The sequence below is a fragment of the Micromonospora sp. NBC_00860 genome (assembly GCF_045207375.1).
Taxonomy (GTDB): Bacteria; Actinomycetota; Actinomycetes; order Mycobacteriales; family Micromonosporaceae; genus Micromonospora; species Micromonospora vinacea.
Map to the genome: position 1 here is coordinate 2,268,673 of NZ_CP108825.1, position 20,108 is coordinate 2,288,780.

Genomic DNA, 20,108 nt, shown 5'->3' on the forward strand with positions numbered 1-20,108 from the left:
CCTTATCCACCCAACGGCGCGCGAGTTCAGACGGGAGCCCACGAGTGCAGGTCAGCCTGGCAACGAGCGCCGGCAGGGCCCAGCGGCCGAACGAGGACTTCGTCGGGGCGGTTCCCGGCTCTGTCGTCCTCCTCGACGGTGCCGGCATTCCGGGAGCCGAGTCACTCTGCCTCCACGGCGTCGCCTGGTACACGCACCGCCTCGGCGGCATGCTGCTCGGCCACCTGTCGCGCGGCGACGGGCGAAACCTCGCCGCGATCCTCGCCACCGCCATCACCGAGATTGCCGCCGAGCACGGCGACACTTGCGCCGTCGCCGACCCGAGCAGCCCGCAGGCCACCGTCGCGATGGTCCGCGTCCACCAGGACCGCCTGGAGTGGCTCCTGCTCGCGGATTCCTACCTCGTCCTCGACCGGGTCGACGCCAGCCCGCTGGTGGTCACCGATGAGCGTGAGGCGACCGCCCGGCGGGAATGCTCGGCGCCGCTGGCCGGCGTCGTCCCGGGAACACCGGAGTACGACCGGGTGCGGGTGTCCTGCGTCAGCGCGCTACGTGCCCTTCGCAACCAGCCGGGCGGCTACTGGATCGCCAAGGAGGACCCCCACGCCGCGCGGGAGGCGGTGACCGGCAGCCGACCCCTCGCCGGCCTGAACGGTGTCGCGTTGCTCAGCAACGGTGCCAGCCGCATCGTCAGCCCGTACGGTCGGGCCGACTGGCCGGGCGTACTGGACCTGCTGCGCGCCAGCGGGCCGTCCGGCGTCATCGCCCGCGTCCGGCAGGTCGAGGCGCAGGCCACCGCCGGCGCGGATGCGCAATTCCCGGACGACGCCACAGTGGCCCACTGCACGCACCTGCCGCATTGAGTATTTGTCCGCCGAGTGTCGATGATCCGATAGCCCAGGGTGTCCACACTGTACCGATGCAACAATCGCTGCGAAATGGACTGATCAGCGCCTCACCGAGGAGAGCGGGCCAATGCAGGGCGACCTGATATCGCTTGAGTTGAAGGACGAGACGACGTTCGCGGCGTTGGCGATGGAAATCGACTCTGAGGAGGAGGTCTCTCTTCAGTCGCTCAGAATCAAGCTCAGCGACGTGGCCGAACAGGTGGCGAAGGTCGCCGAGGAGATGGTGGAACACGCGCGCAAGGCCGCCCCGACGGAGATCGAGGTCACCATGCGCGTCGGCTTTTCGATCACCAACGGCAAGGCGGTGGCGCTCCTCGTCGATGGAAAGGCCGAGGGGGCGGTGGAGCTGAAGTTGGCCTGGAAGGACCTCGCTGGCTGAGATGGCTGACGTCGAGTCCGGCCGGCATCTGTGGGCGGGGCTGGTCGGCGTTCACCAGGGGTCCGTGAAGCAGACCGGCTTCATGATCGGACCGCGGGCCGTCGCCACGGCCACCCACGGGCTGGATCGGACCGGGCCGGTGAAGATCCGTCGCATCGGCCGGTCCGCCGACGCGGTCGACGAGCCGGCGACCGTCCTGCTCTGGGACAAGCAGCGCGACCTCTGCCTCCTGACCGTGGAGGAGTCGGACGAGTTCTGGTTCATCCCGGACACCCGTCCCCCCGCTCTTGCTGCGGAGTATGTGGTCGTCAGCTGCGTCGACCGGCGCGCCGAGACGACGCTCGTCGTCAACGAAGGGCTCGTCGAGGACGACGGGGTCGCCTGGCTCAAGCTGCGGTCGGGGCAGATCCAGCGGGGATACAGCGGCGCGCCGGTTCTCGACCGCGAGGACGGCCGGCTCGTCGGCATGGTCCGCGTCACGCGGGGACGGCAGACGGATCTGGGCGGACACGCCCTGCTGGGTACGGAGATCGTCCAGATCCGCACCTCGCTGGGCCTGGACACCGACGACCGCCGGATGCAGATCAGGCACGCCGCCAGCGGACTCACCTGGCCTCCGCGCAGTCTGATCCGCGGAGACGCGCCCTCGGAGCTGGTGGACCTCATCGGCCGGGAGGACGAGATCGCCGCGCTGGATTCGCGCGACGGACCCCGCCACCGGCTCGTCGTCGGTGACGCACTCGCCGGTAAGTCGGCGCTGGCTGGCGTGTGGGTGCGCCTCGCGCACATCCCCGCCGGCGACACGGCGTACGTCGACGCGGCGTTGGCCCCTCCGGTCCCCGCGCAGCATCCCGTGGTGGGGATCGTCCTCCCGGTGCTCGGTGTGACCATCCCGCAGGACCCGTTCGGCAGCCGCTCCGACGAGGAGACGCTGGCGTTGGCCTGCTGGACGATCATGCGCGACCTGCGCGGAGGTCGGCTCGTCATCGACCTCCAGCACCAGGTCGTCGACACTGCGGCCGACGCGGATCTCGCGGCGCTCATGAAGGCCGCCGAACAGATGAACGCCGCGGTCGTCCTCGTCGGTCGGGATCTCGGCGACGAGCTGTCCTGCGTCGGACTCTCCACAGCCGTCGAGGTGGGGCCGATCGGTCGTCGGGACGCGGCCACGCTGATCGCACGCGCCACCCTCGGCCGAGTGTCGCGGCAGGAGGCGGAGAACGCGCTGGAACTCATCGACCCGCGGTGCCTCCTCCCCGGGGAGATCCTGGCGGCCTGCCGACAGAACGAAGACGACGACGCGATCGACCTCGCCATCGCCCTGTCCGAACGATTCGATCTGCCCATCCTCGACCCCACCACAGGGCTCCTGGACGACCCGATCGCGGCCCTCGGCGACCCCGGGCTGACGGTCGCCGGTGTCGGAGCCGGCCCAGACGGAGAGGGCTCCCACGACGTGCCGCCGCTCACCGGGCAGGATCTCGAACAGCAGGTGCTGACCTCCGCCCACGACCCACTCGGCATCCGCGCGCCCGCGGCAACCCGCCGGGAACTGGCTCCTGGCGCGTTCAGCGCCGACGCCATCTGGCTCGACGAATGGCCGGGCACCGCCCCGTTCGTCTTCGAGGTTGACGCCCTGACGTCCGCACAGGGGCTCGCCATGCAGGACATCGCTCATCGCGTGTCCAGCCGATCCATGAGACCCGAGTGGGTGGAGTCGCTCTACCGGCAGATCGTCGAGCTCGAAGGCCGGGGGAACGAACGCGGTCCGTCGATGCGGGTCCGCCTTCGGCTGTGGCGCAGCCAGATCCACGCGGGCGACGTGGCCGCCGCCAGCCGCACGTTCACCGAGATCGGCGGGTCACGCACGGTCGACCGCATCGTCGAGACGGGGAGCCACTTCGAGCAGGTCCAGGACGCCCAGGTGCTCGTGCTGGCGTGGTGGCTGGGGGTCGGCGCGGACGATGCCGTCGGCGCCGCGCTCGGGGCGTGGATGAGTGCCGTCGTCGTCGACGAGCACCTGTCCGGCCGCGCCGACGTGCGGATCGTGCTGCACGACGTGCTCCGCGCGGTCACCATCCGGCCGTTGCCCTCCCCGGACGGCCTCCGCGCTGTCGGCGAGTGGTGCCTGTCCCAGCTGGAGGACGACCGCTCCTTCCTGGCCGACCCGGGCACCTGGACGATGTACGTCTCGCTGATCGGTCGCGCCGCCGACTTCAGTGCCGACCAGACGCTCACGGAGGTCTTCCTCACCCGGGCGCTGCGCGCGCTCACGCTGCACGTGGAACTGCTCAAGTCGCTCGCTCTGGCCGGGGACAGCCGTCCCCTGCTGGCCATCGCGCGGCAGCAGCGGCGCCTGCATCGGCTGGAGCGGAGCCGACGCACCGGGGAACCCGGGCGACTTCAGCTCGCGCGCGACCTGCTGACCTGGACCGTGCAGAACGCTCCGACCGCTGACGCGTTCCTGAGTCTGCTCGTCGCCGACTCCACGCTGAAGGTGACCCGGGAGGGCGACAACGCTGTCGACTCCGACCTGCCCGCGCACCGCTCCGCCGAAAGCCAACTCGCGCCGATCAAGCGGGCCTACCGCAGGTGGCGGAAGAGTCACCCGCAGGTCACTCCGCTCATCGTGGAGATCGAGTACCGGTTGGTGCGCACGGAGTGGGCGATCGAGGGTTCCCTGCTGAGGCAGGCGCGGATGTCCGACGAGCGCTGGTTGAACCGCCCGATCCCACACAAGCTGGCCGTGCTCGAACAGCTCGGCGAGGTACGCCGGAGGAGACTCGTCTCCCTGGCGAGGCGGTGCGGCGACTCCGTCGAGGCGGTCGAGCGGGAAGCCCACAACGAGCTCCAGCTCAAGACGGCCCTCGCCATCGTGGCGCACACCCCCCTCGACCTCCGCGCGGTCGACGAGATCCTGACCCGCGGGCGGCGGGCCTTCCCGTCCAGCCCTCGGATGGCACACCTGCTCGCGGCCCACCGCCGGCACCGGCGGCAGTTCCCCGCGGCGGCGGCCGCCTACGTCGACGCCTACCGTCTCGCGCTCGGCGATCCGCTGTTGCGCATGCGGGCCGCCGTGGGCGCGTGCGAATCGCTGTCGCAGGCCTACGCGGCGGGGGAATGCACCCGGGATGAGCTGGTGGTGGCGGCGGCACGAGCCGAACTCCACGAGTCGACGGACTTCTCCGCGTCGATCGTCTGCGCCCTGGCACGGCTCGAACTGCACGGCACCCTCTCGGAGGGTTACGGCAAGCTCGCCCACACGATCGCGCGGGTGGGCAGCTTCTCCCGGCTCGCCACCGACATGCACTCCATCCGGGACGAGATCGCGACCGCCGTCGGGCCGGAGACCGCGCCGTTGGTCGACAGGTTCCTGCACGACTTCACGGACGTCGGCCTGCTCGTCGCGCTCGGGGCGATGTTCGTCCGCTCCCACACACTGTCGCCGAGTGACGGACTTGAGCGGCTCACGGCCGCGCTCGTCCTGCTGGACGGGGTGCGGATCATGGCCGGGACCGTCTGGAACGTACCGTCGGTGAACTTCCAGCAGGGCCGCGCGCTGCTGGTGGCCTGTCAGCAGTTCCAGACGCCGAATCCGATCGGTTGGGACAAGGACCGCGAGCGATCCGACATCGACCTGGCCTTCGCGAAGTTCCAGTCCGCCGTCGACCTGTCCGTCGACTCGTTCCGCGAGATCGTGCTCGGCTTCATGCGTGAGACGGGGGAGCTGCGACAGAGGCTCGGTCGTCCGACCCCTCCGGCGCGGTGATCGGGGCCGCGATGATCCGGCTGGGCACCACCGGCGCGTCCCGGCCGGTGCCGCGCCGGTTGTCGCCGCCGGATGATTCCTCGTGGTAGTCCTGCTCCACGTTGACCGACCAGACGTCGTGGGCACTCCCGGTGGCGATGTTCTCGGCGGTGAGCATCGCGGTGAGCATCGAATGGTCCTGGTTGTTGTAGCGGTGCATGCCGTTGCGGCCCACCGGGTGCACGTTCGGCACCGCCTCGGCCAGCCAGGCCCGGATCACGTCCACGTTGTGCTGATAGCGCTCGTCGTACACCGGGTAGGCCTTGGGCATGCGCACGACGTAGCCGGCCTCCACCACGCCCTGTCGCACCAACCCCAACCGCTCCAGCTCCGCGGTGCCGAGGGCCACCAGGTCGGCATCCGGGGTACGCCACATCTCGTCGTCCTCGAACACGAAGTACTCCAGGCCCAGGCAGGTGCGGCCGTCCTTGACGAGGTACGGCGACCAGGAGCCGAAGTTCTGGATCCGGCCCACCCGTACCTCCGGGTCGTGCACGTAGATCCAGTTGTCCGGAAACGAGAACTCCGCCGGCACGACCAGGGCGACCGTCAGGAAGTCGCGGTAGCGCAGGTCGGCCGCGCAGGCCCGCACCTCCGGCGGTGCCGGCGGGTGAAGCGCGGCCACCAGCTCCGAGATCGGCATGGACGAGATCACATGGTCGGCCGCTTCGGTACGCTGCCCGCCCGCGCCGTTGACGGTCACGCTGATCGCCCGCCGCCGGGCCGGGTCGCGGTGCACGGCGGTGACCCAACTGCCGGTGGACAGCCGACCGCCCCGCTCGCGGACCTGTTCGGCGCAGCGCTCCCACATCATCCCGGGCCCGTACTTCGGGTACTGGAACTCCTCGATCAGGCTGGTCACGTCGGTGCGTCGACGCCGGGGCAGCACGGCGTTGCGGATCGCCGTGGCCAGCGACAGGTTCTTGATCCGTTGCGCTGCCCAGTCGGCCTGCAACCGGTCCGCCGGCATACCCCAGACCTTCTCCGTGTACGTCTTGAAGAAGATCGAGTACAGCCGCCAGCCGAACCGGGCCGACACCCAGCCCTCGAAGTGTGACTGGTCCCGCGGTGGCCGCAGTCGGGCGCGGGCGTACGAGCCGAGGCAGCGGGCGGCCTCCGGCAGACCCAGGTTGCGCAGCGCGTTCATGGCACTGAGCGGGTAGTTGAACAGGGCGCCCCGGTAGAAGATGCGGCTCATCCGGGGTCGGGTCAGGAAGTCCTCGTCCGGCAGGATCTCGTGCCAGAACGCCTCCACCCGGGGCACCTTGGTGAAGAACCGGTGCCCGCCGATGTCGAACCGCCACCCGTCGCGCTCCACGGTCCGACTGATCCCGCCGACCACCTCGTCGGCCTCGAACACCTGGACCGACCGGCCGTGCCGAAGCAGTTCGTATGCCGCGGTGAGCCCGGCCGGCCCCGCACCGATGATCACCGTGCCGTTCTGCTCGCTCATGCTGACGCGCTCCCTGCTCACCGCCATGATTGAGGTGCGGCGTCCACCCGTTATGGGCAGAATGTCACACTTGGCGATAGCTGGTCCTCGCTTCGGCGTGGGCGTGGCGGCGTACCACGAGAAGAGCGACCCCCGCGCGGCCCGCGGACCGGGGAAGCGGGGAAGCGGGGCGGATGGACCGGTGGCGGAGCGGCGCGGCGGCGCTGGCCGCCCGGGCGGTCGCGGCCGGCCGCGGCGGAGCGCGCCTGGCCCGTCGGGTGCCGGCACCCTGGCCGTACGTCATCGGCCTGTTCCTCGGCGCGAAGCTGCTGCTCACAGTGCTCGGGCTTCTGGTCCTGCACGCCTGGGACGGCGTCCCCGGGGCCCCGCCGGCGGACGAGGCGTTGATGTGGGCGCAACAGCGGGAGATCTCCGGACACCGGTGGATCTCCTTCTGGTTCGCCTGGGACTCGCTGCTCTACCTGCGGCTGAGCACCCTGCCCCTGACCGAGCCCTGGCGAGACTTCGGCTTCCCCCTGCTGTACCCGTTCCTGGCCCGGCCGGTCGGCGCGCTGCTCGGCGGCGACAACGCCCTGGCCCTGCTACTGATCAGCAACGTCGCGTTCCTGCTGGCGCTCTGGTACGGCCACCGGCTGGCCGAGTTGCTGCTCGGTGACGCGCACGCGGCCCGCCGGTTCACCAGGTACCTGGTGCTGCTGCCGACCGCGTTCCTGTTCCAGGCCGCGCTGACCGAGTCGCTCTTCGTCTGCCTCGCGCTGGCCGCCTTCTACTACGCCGAGCGACACCGGTGGCTGCTGGTCGGTGTGATCGGCTACTTCCTGGCCATGAGCCGGTCCGTCGGCCTGCTCGTGGTGCTGCCGCTGGCCCTGGTGCTCCTCCGGCAGCACGACTGGCGGCTCGGGCCGCGCGCCCTGCTCGGCTACCTCCGGATCGGCTGGCCGCTGCTGCTGCTCCCCGCCGGGTGGTTCACCTTCATGGCGTACTGCCGGTGGCGGGGTGGGGACTGGTTCGCCTATCAGCACGCCCAACAGACCGGGTGGGGCATCAAGGTGCAGAACCCCGTACCGGTGCTGCTGAACGGGTTGACCGGTGAGCCGCGCGACGCCGCCCGGATGTGGTTCGCCGTGGCCGTCCTGGCCGTGCTGGTCGCGGGGTTCCGCCGCCGGGAGCTGGCTTATCTGGTGTACGGCGTCCTCATGGTGCTGGTGCCGCTGTCGATGGGCCCGCCGGTGTACAAGAGCCTGCTGCGCTACCTGCTCGCCGCCTTCCCGGTGGCGCTGGTGCTGGCCCGCTGGGCCCGCCACGCCAGCGTCGACGTGTGGCTGACCGCGACGCTCGCCCTGGTGCAGGGCGTGTTGTTCGTACTCTGGCTCAGCTACTGGACCCACATGATCATCTGATTGGGCCTGCCGTCGGCCGGGCAACATGGAGGAGATGACCGAGCCACGGGTACGCCTCGACGACCTGGGCGCCTGGCTGATCAAGGGCAACGCGGACCTGGTCGACCTCGCCGCCCGGTTCAACCGTGAGCCACTGGTCCCGAGCTGATGCGTACGCCCCGGCTACCGGGCGCTGTTGATGCGCCCCGGGCAGCCGGTGGTCTTCTGGGCCAGCGGCAGCCGGAGTCGACTGCCGTACGGGGTGTGGGGCGTCGGACGCCGCGCTGCAGACCCACCTGCCGGCGTGAGCGTGAGGGCGGCGTGCCTCGACCAACGTGTCTGTGCGAGCCTGCTAGCGACGAAGCGCACTGAGTGGAGGCCCCGGTGTTCGCCCTGCCGCTGACCGAGGACGTCGAGCTGCGCCCGCTGGAGCCGTGGCGGGCCGAGGAGTTCCTCACCCACCTCGATCGGGCCCGCGAGCACATCCAGCCCTGGGTGTCACCGTCCTTCGTCGCCACCGACCTGCCGTCGGCCCGTGCCGTGTTGCGGCGCTACGCCGACCTCTGGGCCAAAGACAGCGGCGGCATCTGGGGGCTGTGGTGGCGGGGCACCCTCGTCGGCGGGGTCATGTTCGTGTCGTTCGACGTGACCCGGGGCGTCTGCGAGGTCGGCTGCTGGGTGGAACCGGCCGCGCAGGGCAAGGGCATGGTCGCCCCGGCGGTGCGACGGATCGTCGACTGGGCGGTGCGCGAGCGCGGCATCCAGCGGGTGGAGTGGCGCACCAACGCCGACAACACCCGCAGCAAGGCCCTCGCCAACCGGCTCGGCCTGCGCCTGGACGGCACGCTCCGCCAGGTCAGCCCCGGTCCGCACGGTCGGATCGATCTTGAGGTCTGGTCGGTGCTGGCCGACGAGTGGCCCGGCGCGCACGCACCGTCCACTGACGACAGCGAATAGTTGTCATACCCGCGCGGCACCATGCATCCATGGCCGTCCCCGCGCTCACCCCTCATACCGACCCGCCGCGTTCCGTGCCGCTGCGTGAGGCGCGCACCCGGTTCAGCCAGCTCGTCGCGCTGGCCGAGCTGACCGACGCGGTCACCGTCGTCACCCGCGACGGCGATCCCCGCCCGGTCGCCGCGATCGTCCCCGCCGCAGCCGCCCGCAGCGGCGCGCAGGCCCGCGCCGACGCCGACCGGCTCGCCACGGTCACTGCCGGCTGGGCCCGCCGCCTGGAAGAGCAGCACCGACGAAGCAGCCAGCGACACGCCGCCGAGCTGGGCGCGGCCCGCGCGGCATTGGCCGAGGCGTGGGCCGAGCTGGATCGCCGGGTCGTCCCGGGCAGCGACCCGACGCTGGCCCGGCTGCGCGCCGCACACGCCGACCTGCTCGCGGGCTGACCCGCGTCCGCGCCCGCGCCGCCTGGCAACACCGGCTGAGGCGGATGCCGCGCTGCCTGTGTGGCGCTGCATGTGTGGCGGTGTCGTGCCGGCTGCCGGGGTCCGCGTTGGCGCGGCGAGCCGGTCGGTGTCCGCGCGAGCCTGCGCGCCGCTGCGGGCCGGCGTCTGCGCGGGCCGGCATGCGTGCGGGTCGGCGTTCGCGCGGGCCGGCGGCGTTCGTGCGGGCCGGCGGCGTTCGTGCGGGCCGGCGGCGTTCGTGCGGGTCAGCCGGTGGCCGGGTACGCGTGGGTCTCGGTCGCCTTGACCGCCGCCCAGACCCGCTGCCCGGGGATGAGCCGCAGCTGGGCGGCTGCGGCCGGCGTGACGTCAGCGGCCACCCCGATCGGCCCGTCCAGTTGCACCCGCACGTTGTCACCGTGGCGCTGGACGCCAGCCACTGTGCCCGCCCAGGTGTTGCGCGGGCTGCCCTCCGGCCGGGCCGGATGCAGCGCCACCGCGGCCGGGCGGAACGCCACGAACGCCTCGCCGTCCAACCGGTCGGCGACAGTGAGGGTCAGCTCCGGCGAAACCCGCACCCCGTGACCGTCGGCGCGACCCCGGTACAGATTCAACCCCACCAGCCGGGCGACGTAGTCGGTGCGTGGGCGGGCGGTGACGCTCGGCCCGTCGCCCTCCTGCACCACCCGGCCACCCTCCACGATGACCAGACGGTCGGCCAACGCCAGCGCGTCGAGCGGGTCGTGAGTGACCAGCACCGTCGCACCCGCGTGCGCGGACAGGTGCCGGTGCAGCTCCGCGCGGGTGTCCAACCGGGTGCGGGCGTCCAGTGCGGCGAGCGGCTCGTCCAACAGCAGCAGCGACGGTGCCACGGCCAGCGCGCGGGCCAGCGCCACCCGCTGCGCCTGACCGCCGGAGAGCTGCCGGGGTCGGCGCTGCGCCTGCGCGTCGAGCCCCACCCGACCCAGCCACTCCCGCGCCGTGGCGCGGGCGGCCCGCCGCCCGACGCCGTGCCGGCGCGGCCCGAAAGCCACGTTGTCCAACGCGCTGAGGTGCGGAAAGAGCAGGTAGTCCTGGAAGACCACGCCGATCGACCGGCGTTCGGTGGGCACCCAGCCGCCGGTCGCCGGGCGGTCCAGGTCGACGCCGTCGAGGGTGACGTGCCCGTCGGTGAGGGGATGCAACCCGGCCAGCGCCCGCAGCGCTGTGGTCTTGCCGGCGCCGTTCGGGCCGAGCAGCGCCACCACCTCGCCCGGCGCGACCCGCAACGGCACGTCGAGCCGGAAGGTGCCCCGGTCGACGACGAGCCGCGCGTCGAGAAGCGGGTCGCTCATGCGGTGGTCATCCAGCGATCCCGCAACGCGACCAGGATGCCCACCGACACCACGAGCAGCACCAGGCTGAGCACGATCGCGGACTCCAGGTCCGTCTCCAACGCCAGGTAGACGGCGAGCGGCATGGTCTGCGTCCGTCCGGGATAGTTGCCGGCGAAGGTGATGGTGGCACCGAACTCGCCGAGCGCCCGCGCCCAGCAGAGCACCGCCCCGGCGGCCAGACCGGGTGCCACCAACGGCAGCGTGACATGGGTGAAGGTGGTCCACCGGCTGGCGCCCAACGTCGCCGCGGCCTCCTCGTAGCGGTGGTCGGCGGCACGTAGCGCACCCTCCACGGCGATGACCAGGAACGGCATGGCGACGAACGACTCGGCCAGCACGACACCCGTGGTCGTGAAGGGCAGGGTGACGCCGAACGTGGTGTCGAGCCAGCCACCGAGCAGGCCACGCCGGCCGAAGACCAGCAACAGCGCCACCCCACCGACCACCGGCGGCAGCACCAGCGGCACGGTGACCAATGCGCGTACCAGTCGACGGCCCGGAAACTCGACCCGGGCCAGCAGCCAGGCGAGCGGCACCCCGAGCAGCAGGCAGAGCGCGGTGGCCAGGGTGGCGGTCTGCACCGACAACCGCAGGGCGGTCAACGCGCCCGGCTCGGTGAGCCGCTCCGGCAGCGTCGTCCACGGTGCCCGGATCAACAGCCCCGCCAACGGCAGGACGAGGAACAGCAACCCCAGCCCGGCGGGGATCAGCAGCGCGGCCGGCACCCGCCCCCGCCGTCGGCGGGTGGCCGGGCGCCCCCGGGGTGCGTCGTGGTCGCGGACCTGCGTCACGGAACCTGGAACCCCGCCTCGGCGAGGACCGCCTGCCCCGGCGCCGAGCGGACGTACGCGACGAAGGCCCGTGCGCCGTTCGGATTCGGCCCACCCTTCAACGCGACGATCGGGTAGTCGTTTACCGCCCGCGCCGACTCGGGGAACTCCACGCCGGTCACGTCGGCGCTCGCCGCCCGCGTGTCCGTGCGGTAGACCAGTGCCGCGTCGACCTCGCCGAGCTTCACCTTGGCGAGCGCGCCCTTGACGTCCCGCTCCAGGGTGACAGGCGTCAGCGCGACGCCGGCCGCGTCCAGAGCGGTGCGGGCCGCCGCGCCGCAGGGCACCTGAGCGGCGCAGAGCGCCACCTTCACACCCGGGCTGGTCAGGTCGGCCAGGCCGGCCACTGCCTTCGGGTTGCCCCGGGGCACCGCGATCACCAGCTGGTTGCGGGCGAAGACGCTCGGCGTGCCGTCGGCGTCACCCGCCTCGACGACAGTGGTCATGTTCGCCGGGGCGGCCGAGGCGAACACGTCCGCCGGCGCGCCCTGGGTGATCTGGTTGGCCAGGGCGGAACTGCCGGCGACGTTGAGGGTCACGCGACTGCCCGGGTTGGCGGCCTCGAAGTCCTTCCCGATGCGGGTGAACGACTCGGTCAACGAGGCGGCCGCGAACACGGTCACCGTGCCGGTCACCCGGCCGTCGCCGCTGCCACCGGCCGTCCGGTCGTCGACCGCGCCGCAGCCGGCCACCGCCAGGCCGGCCGCCACCAGGACAGCCACCGCCGTACGCCTGCTCCGAGCGTTCATCCGCCCGGCCGTCCGTGCGTTCGTCCGCGCGGCCGTTCCCGTGTTCGTCCGCCCGGTCGTCCCCGTGTTCGTCCGCGCGCCCATTCCCGGGTTCGCCCGCCCGGTCGTGCCCGTGTTCGTCCGCGCGCCCGTTCCCGTGTTCATCCGGCCGACCGTCCCCGCGCCGGGGCGGGTGCGGCCCGCTCCACCACGACCGTGGTCGACTTGATCACCGCGACGGCGACCGACCCGACCCGCAGGTCGAGGTCGTCGACGGCCTCCCGGCTCATCAGCGATACGACCCGGAACGGGCCCGCCTGGATGTCGACCTGGGCCATCACCGTGTCCTTACGAACGTCGACGACGATGCCGCGCAACCGGTTGCGGGCCGAGGAGAGCTCGGCGCCCGCGTCCGGGTCGGCGGCCTGAGCGCGGGCGAACGCCGCCAGGTCGACGCCGTCGACGACCCGGTGGCCGTGCTCGTCGCGCCCGGCCGTCAGGCGCCCGGCGTCCACCCAGCGGCGAATGGTGTCGGCGCTGACGCCGAGCAGGTCGGCCGCCTCCCCGATCCGGTACGTCGTCACCCGCTCACCTTAACGCCCGCATTTGCCATGGCGGAAGGTCGGGATCGGCGGCAGCCGCGCGGACAAACGGGCGTCAAGGCCGGCAGTTGCGTCTCCCGGTTCTGTCTCAGGAAGCCGGCGAGCCCCTCAGGCGGTCCGCAAGATCGTGCTCGAACCAGGAAGTAGTGGTGTCGGTGTATCGATGAGGCCGCTACATCCTGGTTCGAGCACGATCTTGGCGTGGGCCGTGGGCCGTGGGCCGTGGGCCGTGGGCCGTGGGCCGTGGGCCGTGGACCGTGGGCCGTGGGCCGTGGGCCGGGGGCGCCCCAAACTCGCTCCCGGCCGGTCGGACGCGATGGCCGCTTTCAAGATCCGCGCAATATCAGGGATGTTGCTGTCTCATTGGGCGTCGGAGGCAGCAACATCCGGGAAGTTGCGTAGATCTTGGCGCGGGGCGCGGGGCGCGGGGCGCGGGGCGCGGGGCGCGGGGCGCGGGGCGCGGGGCGCGGGGCGCGGGGCGCGAGGCGCGAGGCGCGGGGCGCGGGATGCGGGGGTGCCAGGCGTCGTGGGGCAAAGGCGTGGTCGGGCAGGGCGTGGGGTTCGGGGCGAGCCGGGTGTGGGGATGTGGGGCGGGCGGGCTCGCGGGAGCCCGCCCGCCGTGGGTCAGCAGTTGCGGAGTTCGGGGGACTGGTTGAGCAGTTGGCCGCGGGTCGACACGAAGCGGCGGTAGCGCTCCCCGTCGACGGCCGACGGGCGGAACGCGGCGACGCGGTGGCAGTTCTGGAACGCCAGGCGTACGCCGAAGTGCCGTTCCAGGCCGGCGCGGATCGCGTCGCTGGCCAGGGCCCGGAGCAGTTGCCCCCGGTCGGCGTCGGTGGGCGGCGGGACGACGTTGTCGGCCAGGTCGTCGTCGCCGGCCTCCAGCTCGGCGACCACCCGGCTCACCGTGGCCCAGGCGTACGGGAGTGAGTCACGGACGCAGGCGATGAACGCCTCGTCGTCGATGGGGCCGCGTTCGGCGGCGTCGAGCAGGGCGGGCGGGACAGTGAGCGACATGGTTCTCCTCCGCGTCAGCTAATGATTACCGTTTTCATTAACGGTGTCGACTGAGCAGACCACGTCATCGCAGGGACGTCAACGACCCGCAGGGCGTGCCGCGTGAAAGAACCGCGATCAGAAGGAGGTCAGGGCCGGCGGGGGTGGCCCTTGAGGTGCCGGCCCAGCTCGCGGGCGATCTCCCGGTTGGCGTCGCGCTCGGCCAGCGTCTGCCGCTTGTCGTAGGAGCGCTTGCCCTTGGCGAGGGCCAACTCGACCTTGGCGTAGCCGTTCTCGAAGTACATCGACAGCGGGACCAGGGTCACTCCGCCCTCGCGGACCTTGTCCAGGATCCGGTCGATCTCGGCCCGGTGCAGGAGCAGCTTGCGGTTGCGGCGCGGGGCGTGGTTGGTCCACGTGCCGTAGGTGTACTCGGCGATGTGCAGGCCGTACAGCACGATCTCGCCGTCGCGTTCGTGCGCGAACGCGTCCACCAGCGAGGCCCGCCCCTCGCGCAGCGACTTCACCTCGGTGCCGACCAGCACGATGCCCGCCTCGTATGTGCGCAGCACCGTGTACTCGTGCCGGGCCTTCTTGTTCGAGGCGATCAACCGGCGTGCGGGCGGCTTGGACGGGGTCACCAGGCGACGATATCGGGCCGCCGGGGCGGTCGTAGCGGCCGGCTCAGCCGCGCGCCGGGCGTAGCCGCGCGGTCAGGTCCCGTACCGCGTCCGCGAACGCCTCCTGCGACTCACACGGCCAGTGTCCCAGGATCGGTGGGGGAACGCTGTCGCTGGGCGCTGGCACCACGTCCTGCGGGTCGGTCAACCGCCGGTCCACCGTCGCGGCCGGCCCGGTCAGCGTCTCGGCCTCCCCGGGTCGGTGCGAGGCGAAGATCCATCCGCCGATCGGGTCGGTGTCGCGCCACAGGTTGATCCAGCGCCAGCCGATCCGTTCGCCGATCTCGCGCAGCGCCGGCTCGTCGGCGTACGCCGGAAACAGCCGGGAGTACAGCCGGCCCAGCGGTGACCCGTAGGTCAGCAGGGCGACCCGCTCGGTGATCCGGGTGGGCAGTTGCAGGACCGTGGCGGCCAGCAGCACCGAGCCGTGGCTGTGCCCGGCCAGCAGCACCCCCTGCCCCTGCTCCACCAGGTAGGTGATCCGCTTGGCCAACTCCGGCACGGCCCGCTCGGCGTAGCAGGGCGGCGCGAACGGGTGCGCCGCCCGGGGCCAGAAGGTCCCCAGATCCCAGAGCACCCCCACGTACCGACGGAACTGCGCCGTCCGGTACGCGAAGATGCCGCCCACCACGAGGCCGAGCAGGATCGCGGCGATCGCGTAGCTACCCGAGCCGATCAGAAAGTTGACCATGCCTTCCGGCACTCCGAGGTAGCGCTGCGCCACGTCGCCCGGTAGGAGCTGGAGCAGGCCGAGCAGGCTGGTGGCCAGGCCGAGCGCCGCCAGGCAGGCGTACACCACGGAGAGCGGTTCCAACCGTTCGGTGAAGCGGGCCCGGGCCACCGCCTGCTCGACCCGCCGCAGCCGGTCCGCCGCCTGCGGCGGGGCGTCCGGGAAGTCGGCGGCCACGATCGCCCGCGCGGCCCGTCGCCGCCCGCGCCGGGTCATCCTGGTGACCAGGCCGGCCACCAGCAGGGCGGTCACCACCGCCAGGAAAAACCCGAAGATCGCCCACTTGTACGCCAGGGGAGGGCTGGTCTCCAGGCCGTCCGCGGTCGTGCCGCCGCGATCGAGCAGGTCCGCCACCCGGTAGACCAGCTCGGCGGAGAACGCCACGGCGAGCCCGGCCGAGATTGTCATGAAGACCGGCACTCCCAGCGCGCGCATCGGTGACCTGCGCTGCCCGCCACCCCGCCGCCAGATCACCAGCGCGGCGAGCACGGCCACCAGCACGGTCTGGCTGACGAACAGCCAGGCCACGATCGCGCCGTAACCGGGCAGCGCACCGCCCTGCGGCCACGGCGCCGGGCTGATGACGACGTGCACGATCACCAGCATCGTCAGGCCGCAGGCGATGGTGCGCAGCCCACGGAAGACGCCGTCCACCCGAGGCGACGGGTCGGTGCGGTCGATGCTCGGCACCACGGTGACCAGGGCCAGGCAGCTCAGCAGCACCGCCCCGGTGGCCGTCAGCAGGATCACCATCACCCACGAGCGGTGCTGGCTGGCTCGCGCGGCCAGCAGGCTGGCGCTCAGCGTGGCGAACGCCGCCGCGACGTGGACCGAGCGCAACCGGCCCACCAGCGGCTCGCCGTCCCACTGGCCGACGGCGCTCAACTGGTGCTTCGACGTCGGCGCCGACGGCGTTCGGAACGCGTCGAACGAGTGGCCCGGGCGAGCGCCCAACCACCAGAGGAGCCCGATGGCGGCGACGGGCACGAGCGCCAGCACACCCAGACGCAGCCCGGTCGGGCGCCCGCCGAGCCAGGACAGCCAGCTCCGGCCGGCCAGGCACGACGGGGTGTCCATGCAGCGCCACGCGATCAGGTCCAGCGCCACCCCGACGATGGAGAGCACGTAGAGCGCGGTGAGAGTGAGGGCCAGTACCCGGCACAGCGCCAGGATGGTGTGCTTCGCGGCACGGTTCGCCGGGCGCATCCAGAACGCCACGTTGCAGAGCATGAACGGCAGCAGGAAGACCAGCGACAGCGTCCGGACGGCCGTGCCGGACGGCAGGTCACTCCACCGGTACGCCTCCAGCGTCACCCCGTCCGTCCCGGTGGAGTCCGGATAGCCGGGGCGCGGTCGGTAGAACCCTCCGCTGCGGTCCCCGGCGACCTGGTGCACGTACGGCCGGTCCAGCACCTGGTCCGCCCCCGCGCCGGAGACACCGTGCACCCGCAACTCGACGATTCCGCTCGACGGCGTCGGTGCGGTCGGTGTCGCGTCCGCCATGGGCCCCCCGAGGTGTGCGCGGCAACCGGGCGGGTCGTCGAGGTCCGGCCACCCGCGCGGCTCCCCGGCTTACCCATCCCCGAGGCGGTCAACCGTGAGCCGGGTCCCGCGATGGTGCGGTCGACCCTCGACAGGTGATTTCATGGCGCCATGGCGAACCCGGTGATCCTGACCGTCGACGACGACCCCGTGGTGTCCCGGGCGGTGGCCCGGGACATCCGGCGCCGCTACGGCGACCGCTACCGGGTGTTGCGGGCGTCCTCTGGGCCGGAGGCGTTGGACGCGCTGCGCGAGGTCAAACTGCGCGGCGAACAGGTGGCGCTGCTGCTGGCCGACCACCGGATGCCGGAGATGACCGGCGTCGAGTTCCTGGAAGCGGCCATGGACATCTTCCCGGCCGCCCGTCGCGTGCTGCTCACCGCATACGCGGACACCGACGCCGCGATCGAGGCCATCAACGTGGTCGACCTGGACCACTACCTGCTCAAGCCCTGGCATCCGCCGGAGGAGAAGCTGTACCCGGTGGTCGATGGGCTGCTGGAGGCGTGGGCGGTCACCCCGGACGCGGCCAGCGCGGAGATCCGGGTCGTCGGGCACCGCTGGTCGGCGCCGTCGTTCAAGGTCCGCGACTTCCTGGCCCGCAACCTGGTGCCGTACCGCTGGCTGTTGTCCGACGACCCGGAGGGCGTCCGGCTGCTCGACGCGGCCGGGGCCACCGAGGCGGACGTGCCGCTGGTGGTGACGCCCGAGGGCAAGGCGTTGGTGGCCCCGAGCGAGGCCGAGCTGGCCGCGCTGGCCGGGTTGACAGTGGTGCCGGCGTGCGACTTCTACGACCTGGTGGTGATCGGTGGTGGCCCCGCCGGTCTCGGCTCCGCCGTGTACGGCGCGTCGGAAGGGCTGCGCACCGTGCTCGTGGAGCGACGGGCGACCGGCGGTCAGGCCGGGCAGAGTAGCCGGATCGAGAACTACCTGGGCTTCCCGGACGGTGTCTCCGGCGCGCAGTTGACCGATCGGGCCCGGCGGCAGGCGGTCAAGTTCGGCGCGGAGCTGCTCAGCGCCCGGGAGGTGGTCGGTCTCAGCGAGGCCGGTGGCGCCCGGCTGCTGCGCTTCGGCGACGGCACCGAGATCGCCGCGCACACAGTGGTGCTGGCCACCGGTGTGTCGTACCGGGTGCTCGACGCCCCAGGGCTGGCCGACTTCACCGGCCGGGGCGTGTTCTACGGCGCCGCCGCCACCGAGGCGCCGAGCTGCGTCGAGCAGGACGTCTACATCGTCGGCGGGGCCAACTCCGCCGGCCAGGCGGCGGTCCACTTCTCCCGGTACGCGTCGAGGGTGCACCTGCTCATCCGTGGTGCGGACCTGACCGCCTCGATGTCGCGTTACCTGATCGACCAGCTGGAACGGATCGACCGGATCACCGTGCATCCGCACACCGCAGTGGTCGGCGGGGCCGGGGACGGTCACCTGGAACGGCTCACCCTCTGCGACACCCGCACCGGGGAGGCCCGCTCGGTCGACACCTCCTGGCTGTTCATCTTCATCGGCGCGGAGCCCCGCACCGACTGGCTGGACGGGGTGTTGGTCCGCGACGGGCGTGGGTTCATCGTGACCGGTCCGGATCTGCTCGCCGGGGGTCGGCGGCCGGCCGGTTGGTCGCTGTCGCGCGACCCGTACCACCTGGAGACCAGCGTTCCGGGCGTGTTCGCCGCCGGGGACGTACGGGCCGAGTCGGTCAAGCGGGTCGCCTCGGCCGTCGGCGAGGGCGCGATGGCCGTCTCGCTCGTGCACCGCTACCTGGAGGCCCAGTGAGCCGGTCCTGCGAGCCCCCGCAGTCGCGAAGTAAGGAGACCCAGTGAGCATCGAGTCTGATCGGCTGACACCTGCGGAGTTGCGCACCCTGTTTCTGTTCGAGTCCCTCGACGAGGGGCAACTCGAGTGGCTGGCCGAGCGGGGCCGGGTCGAGCAACGTGCGGGCGGCACCCTGGTGTACGCCGAGGGGGAGCCCGGGACCTGCTTCTTCGTGCTGCTGCGCGGCGCGGTGGCGCTGAGTCGCCAGGTGCGCGGTGACGATGTCGAGGTCAGCCGGACCGATCAGCGCGGGGTGTACGGCGGTGCCGTCCAGGCGTACCTGGGTGACCAGGTCGACCAGATCTACCGCAACAGCATGCGGGCGGTGGTCGACTCGGACTTCTTCGTGCTGCCGGCGGAGGACTTCGCGTATGCCCTGCGGTCCTGGTTCCCGATGCCCATGCATCTGTTGGAGGGGCTGTTCCTCGGCCTGCGGAACAGCCAGGCCATCGTGGGCGAGCGGGAGCGGCTGTTGGCCCTCGGTTCGCTGTCGGCGGGGTTGACCCACGAGCTGAACAACCCGGCCGCGGCGGCGGTGCGGGCCACGTCGGTGCTGCGGGACCGGGTCGCCGGGATGCGGCACAAGCTGGCGATGATCGCCGATGGGCGGCTCGACGGGAGCGCCCTCCATGGCCTGGTCGCGTTGCAGGAGGAGGCGGTGGCCCGGGTGGCCACCGCGCCGAAGTTGACTCCGATGGCCACCGCCGACGCCGAGGACACCCTCACCGACTGGCTGGAGGAGCACGGGGTCGGCGGGGCCTGGGACCTGGCGCCGATCCTGGTCGGCGGTGGGCTCGACGCAGCCTGGTTGGCGCAGGTGAAGGCCGCGGTCGGGGCCGCGGACCTGGAGGCGGCGGTGCGCTGGCTCACCTACACCGTCGACACCGAGCTGTTGATGCGCGAGATCGGCGACGCGGTCACCCGGATCTCCGGGCTCGTGGACGCCGCCAAGCAGTACTCGCAGCTGGATCGCGCGCCGCACCGGGTGGTGGACGTGCACGACCTGCTCGACGCCACGCTGGTGATGTTCAAGGGCAAGATTCCCGCCGAGGTCAAGCTGGTCCGCGAGTACGACAGGGGCCTCCCACCGGTCCCGGCGTACGCGGCCGAGCTGAACCAGGTGTGGACCAACCTGATCGACAACGCGTTGGGCGCGATGGGGGAGAAGGGTGTGCTGACCGTCCGCACCGGACGGGTCGGCGACCAGTTGACGGTGGAGATCACCGACACCGGGCCGGGCATCCCGCCGGAGGTGCGTCCGCGCATCTTCGAGCCGTTCTTCACCACGAAGCCGGTCGGCGCGGGCACCGGACTGGGGCTGGACATCTCGTATCGGATCGTGGTGCACAAACACCACGGCGACATCCGGGTGGAGACCGAGCCCGGCCGCACCACCTTCCGGGTCCTGCTGCCGATCACCGACGGGCCACCGGACGGGCCTCACGACGCGCCGACTACCTAGAGACAGTGGGCGGTCGCGGGCAGTAGTCT

Annotated in this window: 16 protein-coding genes; 8 read left to right on the forward strand and 8 right to left on the reverse strand. The window is 72.0% G+C overall.

The annotated features are described in order from the left end of the window. Positions 1 to 44 precede the first annotated feature (44 nt). The 3 genes from OH804_RS10245 (at position 45) to OH804_RS10255 (ending at position 5,056) form a co-directional block, all read left to right on the forward strand. On the forward strand, positions 45 to 863 hold the full coding sequence (locus tag OH804_RS10245; protein ID WP_406064609.1) for a hypothetical protein: 819 nt from the start codon (positions 45 to 47) through the stop codon (positions 861 to 863). Between the two features lie 112 nt (positions 864 to 975). Then, on the forward strand, positions 976 to 1,287 hold the full coding sequence (locus tag OH804_RS10250; RefSeq protein WP_196923331.1) for a CU044_2847 family protein: 312 nt from the start codon (positions 976 to 978) through the stop codon (positions 1,285 to 1,287). Between the two features lies 1 nt (position 1,288). Next, complete coding sequence (locus OH804_RS10255; RefSeq protein WP_406064611.1) at positions 1,289 to 5,056, forward strand: serine protease; 3,768 nt, start codon at positions 1,289 to 1,291, stop codon at positions 5,054 to 5,056. Here the strand turns inward: OH804_RS10255 and OH804_RS10260 are convergent. After that, a complete protein-coding gene (locus OH804_RS10260) occupies positions 4,995 to 6,548 on the reverse strand; it encodes an NAD(P)/FAD-dependent oxidoreductase (RefSeq protein WP_196923329.1) in 1,554 nt (517 codons plus the stop codon). The genes OH804_RS10255 and OH804_RS10260 overlap by 62 nt on opposite strands. 173 nt (positions 6,549 to 6,721) lie before the next feature. Here OH804_RS10260 and OH804_RS10265 point away from each other — a divergent pair, with 173 nt between their 5' ends. The 3 genes from OH804_RS10265 to OH804_RS10275 all read left to right on the forward strand — a co-directional run bounded on the left by OH804_RS10265 (position 6,722) and on the right by OH804_RS10275 (position 9,327). Next, a complete protein-coding gene (locus tag OH804_RS10265; RefSeq protein WP_196923328.1) occupies positions 6,722 to 7,948 on the forward strand; it encodes a hypothetical protein in 1,227 nt (408 codons plus the stop codon). A gap of 363 nt (positions 7,949 to 8,311) precedes the next feature. After that, positions 8,312 to 8,884, forward strand: a complete 573-nt coding sequence (locus OH804_RS10270; RefSeq protein WP_196923327.1) for a GNAT family N-acetyltransferase — start codon at positions 8,312 to 8,314, stop codon at positions 8,882 to 8,884. 29 nt (positions 8,885 to 8,913) lie between these two features. Next, entirely contained in the window at positions 8,914 to 9,327 is a 414-nt protein-coding gene (locus OH804_RS10275) for a type II toxin-antitoxin system Phd/YefM family antitoxin (RefSeq protein ID WP_406064614.1), read from the forward strand. Between the two features lie 263 nt (positions 9,328 to 9,590). On the opposite strand, the gene OH804_RS10280 is transcribed toward OH804_RS10275, so the two are convergent. The 7 genes from OH804_RS10280 to OH804_RS10310 all read right to left on the reverse strand — a co-directional run bounded on the left by OH804_RS10280 (position 9,591) and on the right by OH804_RS10310 (position 16,769). Further along, positions 9,591 to 10,658, reverse strand: coding sequence for an ABC transporter ATP-binding protein (locus OH804_RS10280; RefSeq protein ID WP_406064616.1), 1,068 nt, complete (start codon positions 10,656 to 10,658; stop codon positions 9,591 to 9,593). After that, positions 10,655 to 11,491, reverse strand: coding sequence for an ABC transporter permease (locus tag OH804_RS10285; RefSeq protein ID WP_196923324.1), 837 nt, complete (start codon positions 11,489 to 11,491; stop codon positions 10,655 to 10,657). The genes OH804_RS10280 and OH804_RS10285 overlap by 4 nt, the downstream gene beginning before the upstream one ends. Then, positions 11,488 to 12,279, reverse strand: a complete 792-nt coding sequence (modA, locus tag OH804_RS10290) for a molybdate ABC transporter substrate-binding protein (RefSeq protein WP_196923323.1) — start codon at positions 12,277 to 12,279, stop codon at positions 11,488 to 11,490. The genes OH804_RS10285 and modA overlap by 4 nt, the downstream gene beginning before the upstream one ends. Before the next feature lie 140 nt (positions 12,280 to 12,419). Next, complete coding sequence (locus OH804_RS10295; RefSeq protein ID WP_196923322.1) at positions 12,420 to 12,842, reverse strand: molybdopterin-binding protein; 423 nt, start codon at positions 12,840 to 12,842, stop codon at positions 12,420 to 12,422. A 642-nt stretch (positions 12,843 to 13,484) separates the two neighbouring features. Further along, positions 13,485 to 13,877 (reverse strand): SCO5389 family protein, encoded by a 393-nt coding sequence (locus OH804_RS10300; RefSeq protein WP_179783419.1) that lies wholly within the window; start codon positions 13,875 to 13,877, stop codon positions 13,485 to 13,487. 128 nt (positions 13,878 to 14,005) lie between these two features. Continuing rightward, positions 14,006 to 14,497, reverse strand: a complete 492-nt coding sequence (gene smpB / locus OH804_RS10305; protein WP_124822617.1) for an SsrA-binding protein SmpB — start codon at positions 14,495 to 14,497, stop codon at positions 14,006 to 14,008. Positions 14,498 to 14,540: 43 nt separating this feature from the next. Continuing rightward, positions 14,541 to 16,769, reverse strand: a complete 2,229-nt coding sequence (locus OH804_RS10310) for a hypothetical protein (protein WP_406064619.1) — start codon at positions 16,767 to 16,769, stop codon at positions 14,541 to 14,543. 150 nt (positions 16,770 to 16,919) lie between these two features. On the opposite strand from OH804_RS10310, the gene OH804_RS10315 reads away from it, so the two are divergent. Both OH804_RS10315 and OH804_RS10320 read left to right on the forward strand, forming a co-directional pair. Beyond that, positions 16,920 to 18,578, forward strand: coding sequence for an FAD-dependent oxidoreductase (locus OH804_RS10315; RefSeq protein ID WP_196923320.1), 1,659 nt, complete (start codon positions 16,920 to 16,922; stop codon positions 18,576 to 18,578). A gap of 49 nt (positions 18,579 to 18,627) precedes the next feature. Beyond that, positions 18,628 to 20,079: an ATP-binding protein gene (locus OH804_RS10320; RefSeq protein ID WP_406066498.1), complete on the forward strand. Its 1,452-nt coding sequence runs from the start codon at positions 18,628 to 18,630 to the stop codon at positions 20,077 to 20,079. Positions 20,080 to 20,108 lie beyond the last annotated feature (29 nt).

Coding starts and splice junctions, on each gene's coding strand:
- OH804_RS10275 (WP_406064614.1), top strand. CDS start 8,914: ATGGCCGTCCCCGCGCTCACCCCTCATACCGACCCGCCGCGTTCCGTG.
- modA (WP_196923323.1), bottom strand. CDS start 12,279: ATGAACGCTCGGAGCAGGCGTACGGCGGTGGCTGTCCTGGTGGCGGCC.
- OH804_RS10280 (WP_406064616.1), bottom strand. CDS start 10,658: ATGAGCGACCCGCTTCTCGACGCGCGGCTCGTCGTCGACCGGGGCACC.
- OH804_RS10255 (WP_406064611.1), top strand. CDS start 1,289: ATGGCTGACGTCGAGTCCGGCCGGCATCTGTGGGCGGGGCTGGTCGGC.
- OH804_RS10315 (WP_196923320.1), top strand. CDS start 16,920: ATGGCGAACCCGGTGATCCTGACCGTCGACGACGACCCCGTGGTGTCC.
- OH804_RS10260 (WP_196923329.1), bottom strand. CDS start 6,548: ATGAGCGAGCAGAACGGCACGGTGATCATCGGTGCGGGGCCGGCCGGG.
- OH804_RS10250 (WP_196923331.1), top strand. CDS start 976: ATGCAGGGCGACCTGATATCGCTTGAGTTGAAGGACGAGACGACGTTC.
- OH804_RS10300 (WP_179783419.1), bottom strand. CDS start 13,877: ATGTCGCTCACTGTCCCGCCCGCCCTGCTCGACGCCGCCGAACGCGGC.
- OH804_RS10265 (WP_196923328.1), top strand. CDS start 6,722: ATGGACCGGTGGCGGAGCGGCGCGGCGGCGCTGGCCGCCCGGGCGGTC.
- OH804_RS10310 (WP_406064619.1), bottom strand. CDS start 16,769: ATGGCGGACGCGACACCGACCGCACCGACGCCGTCGAGCGGAATCGTC.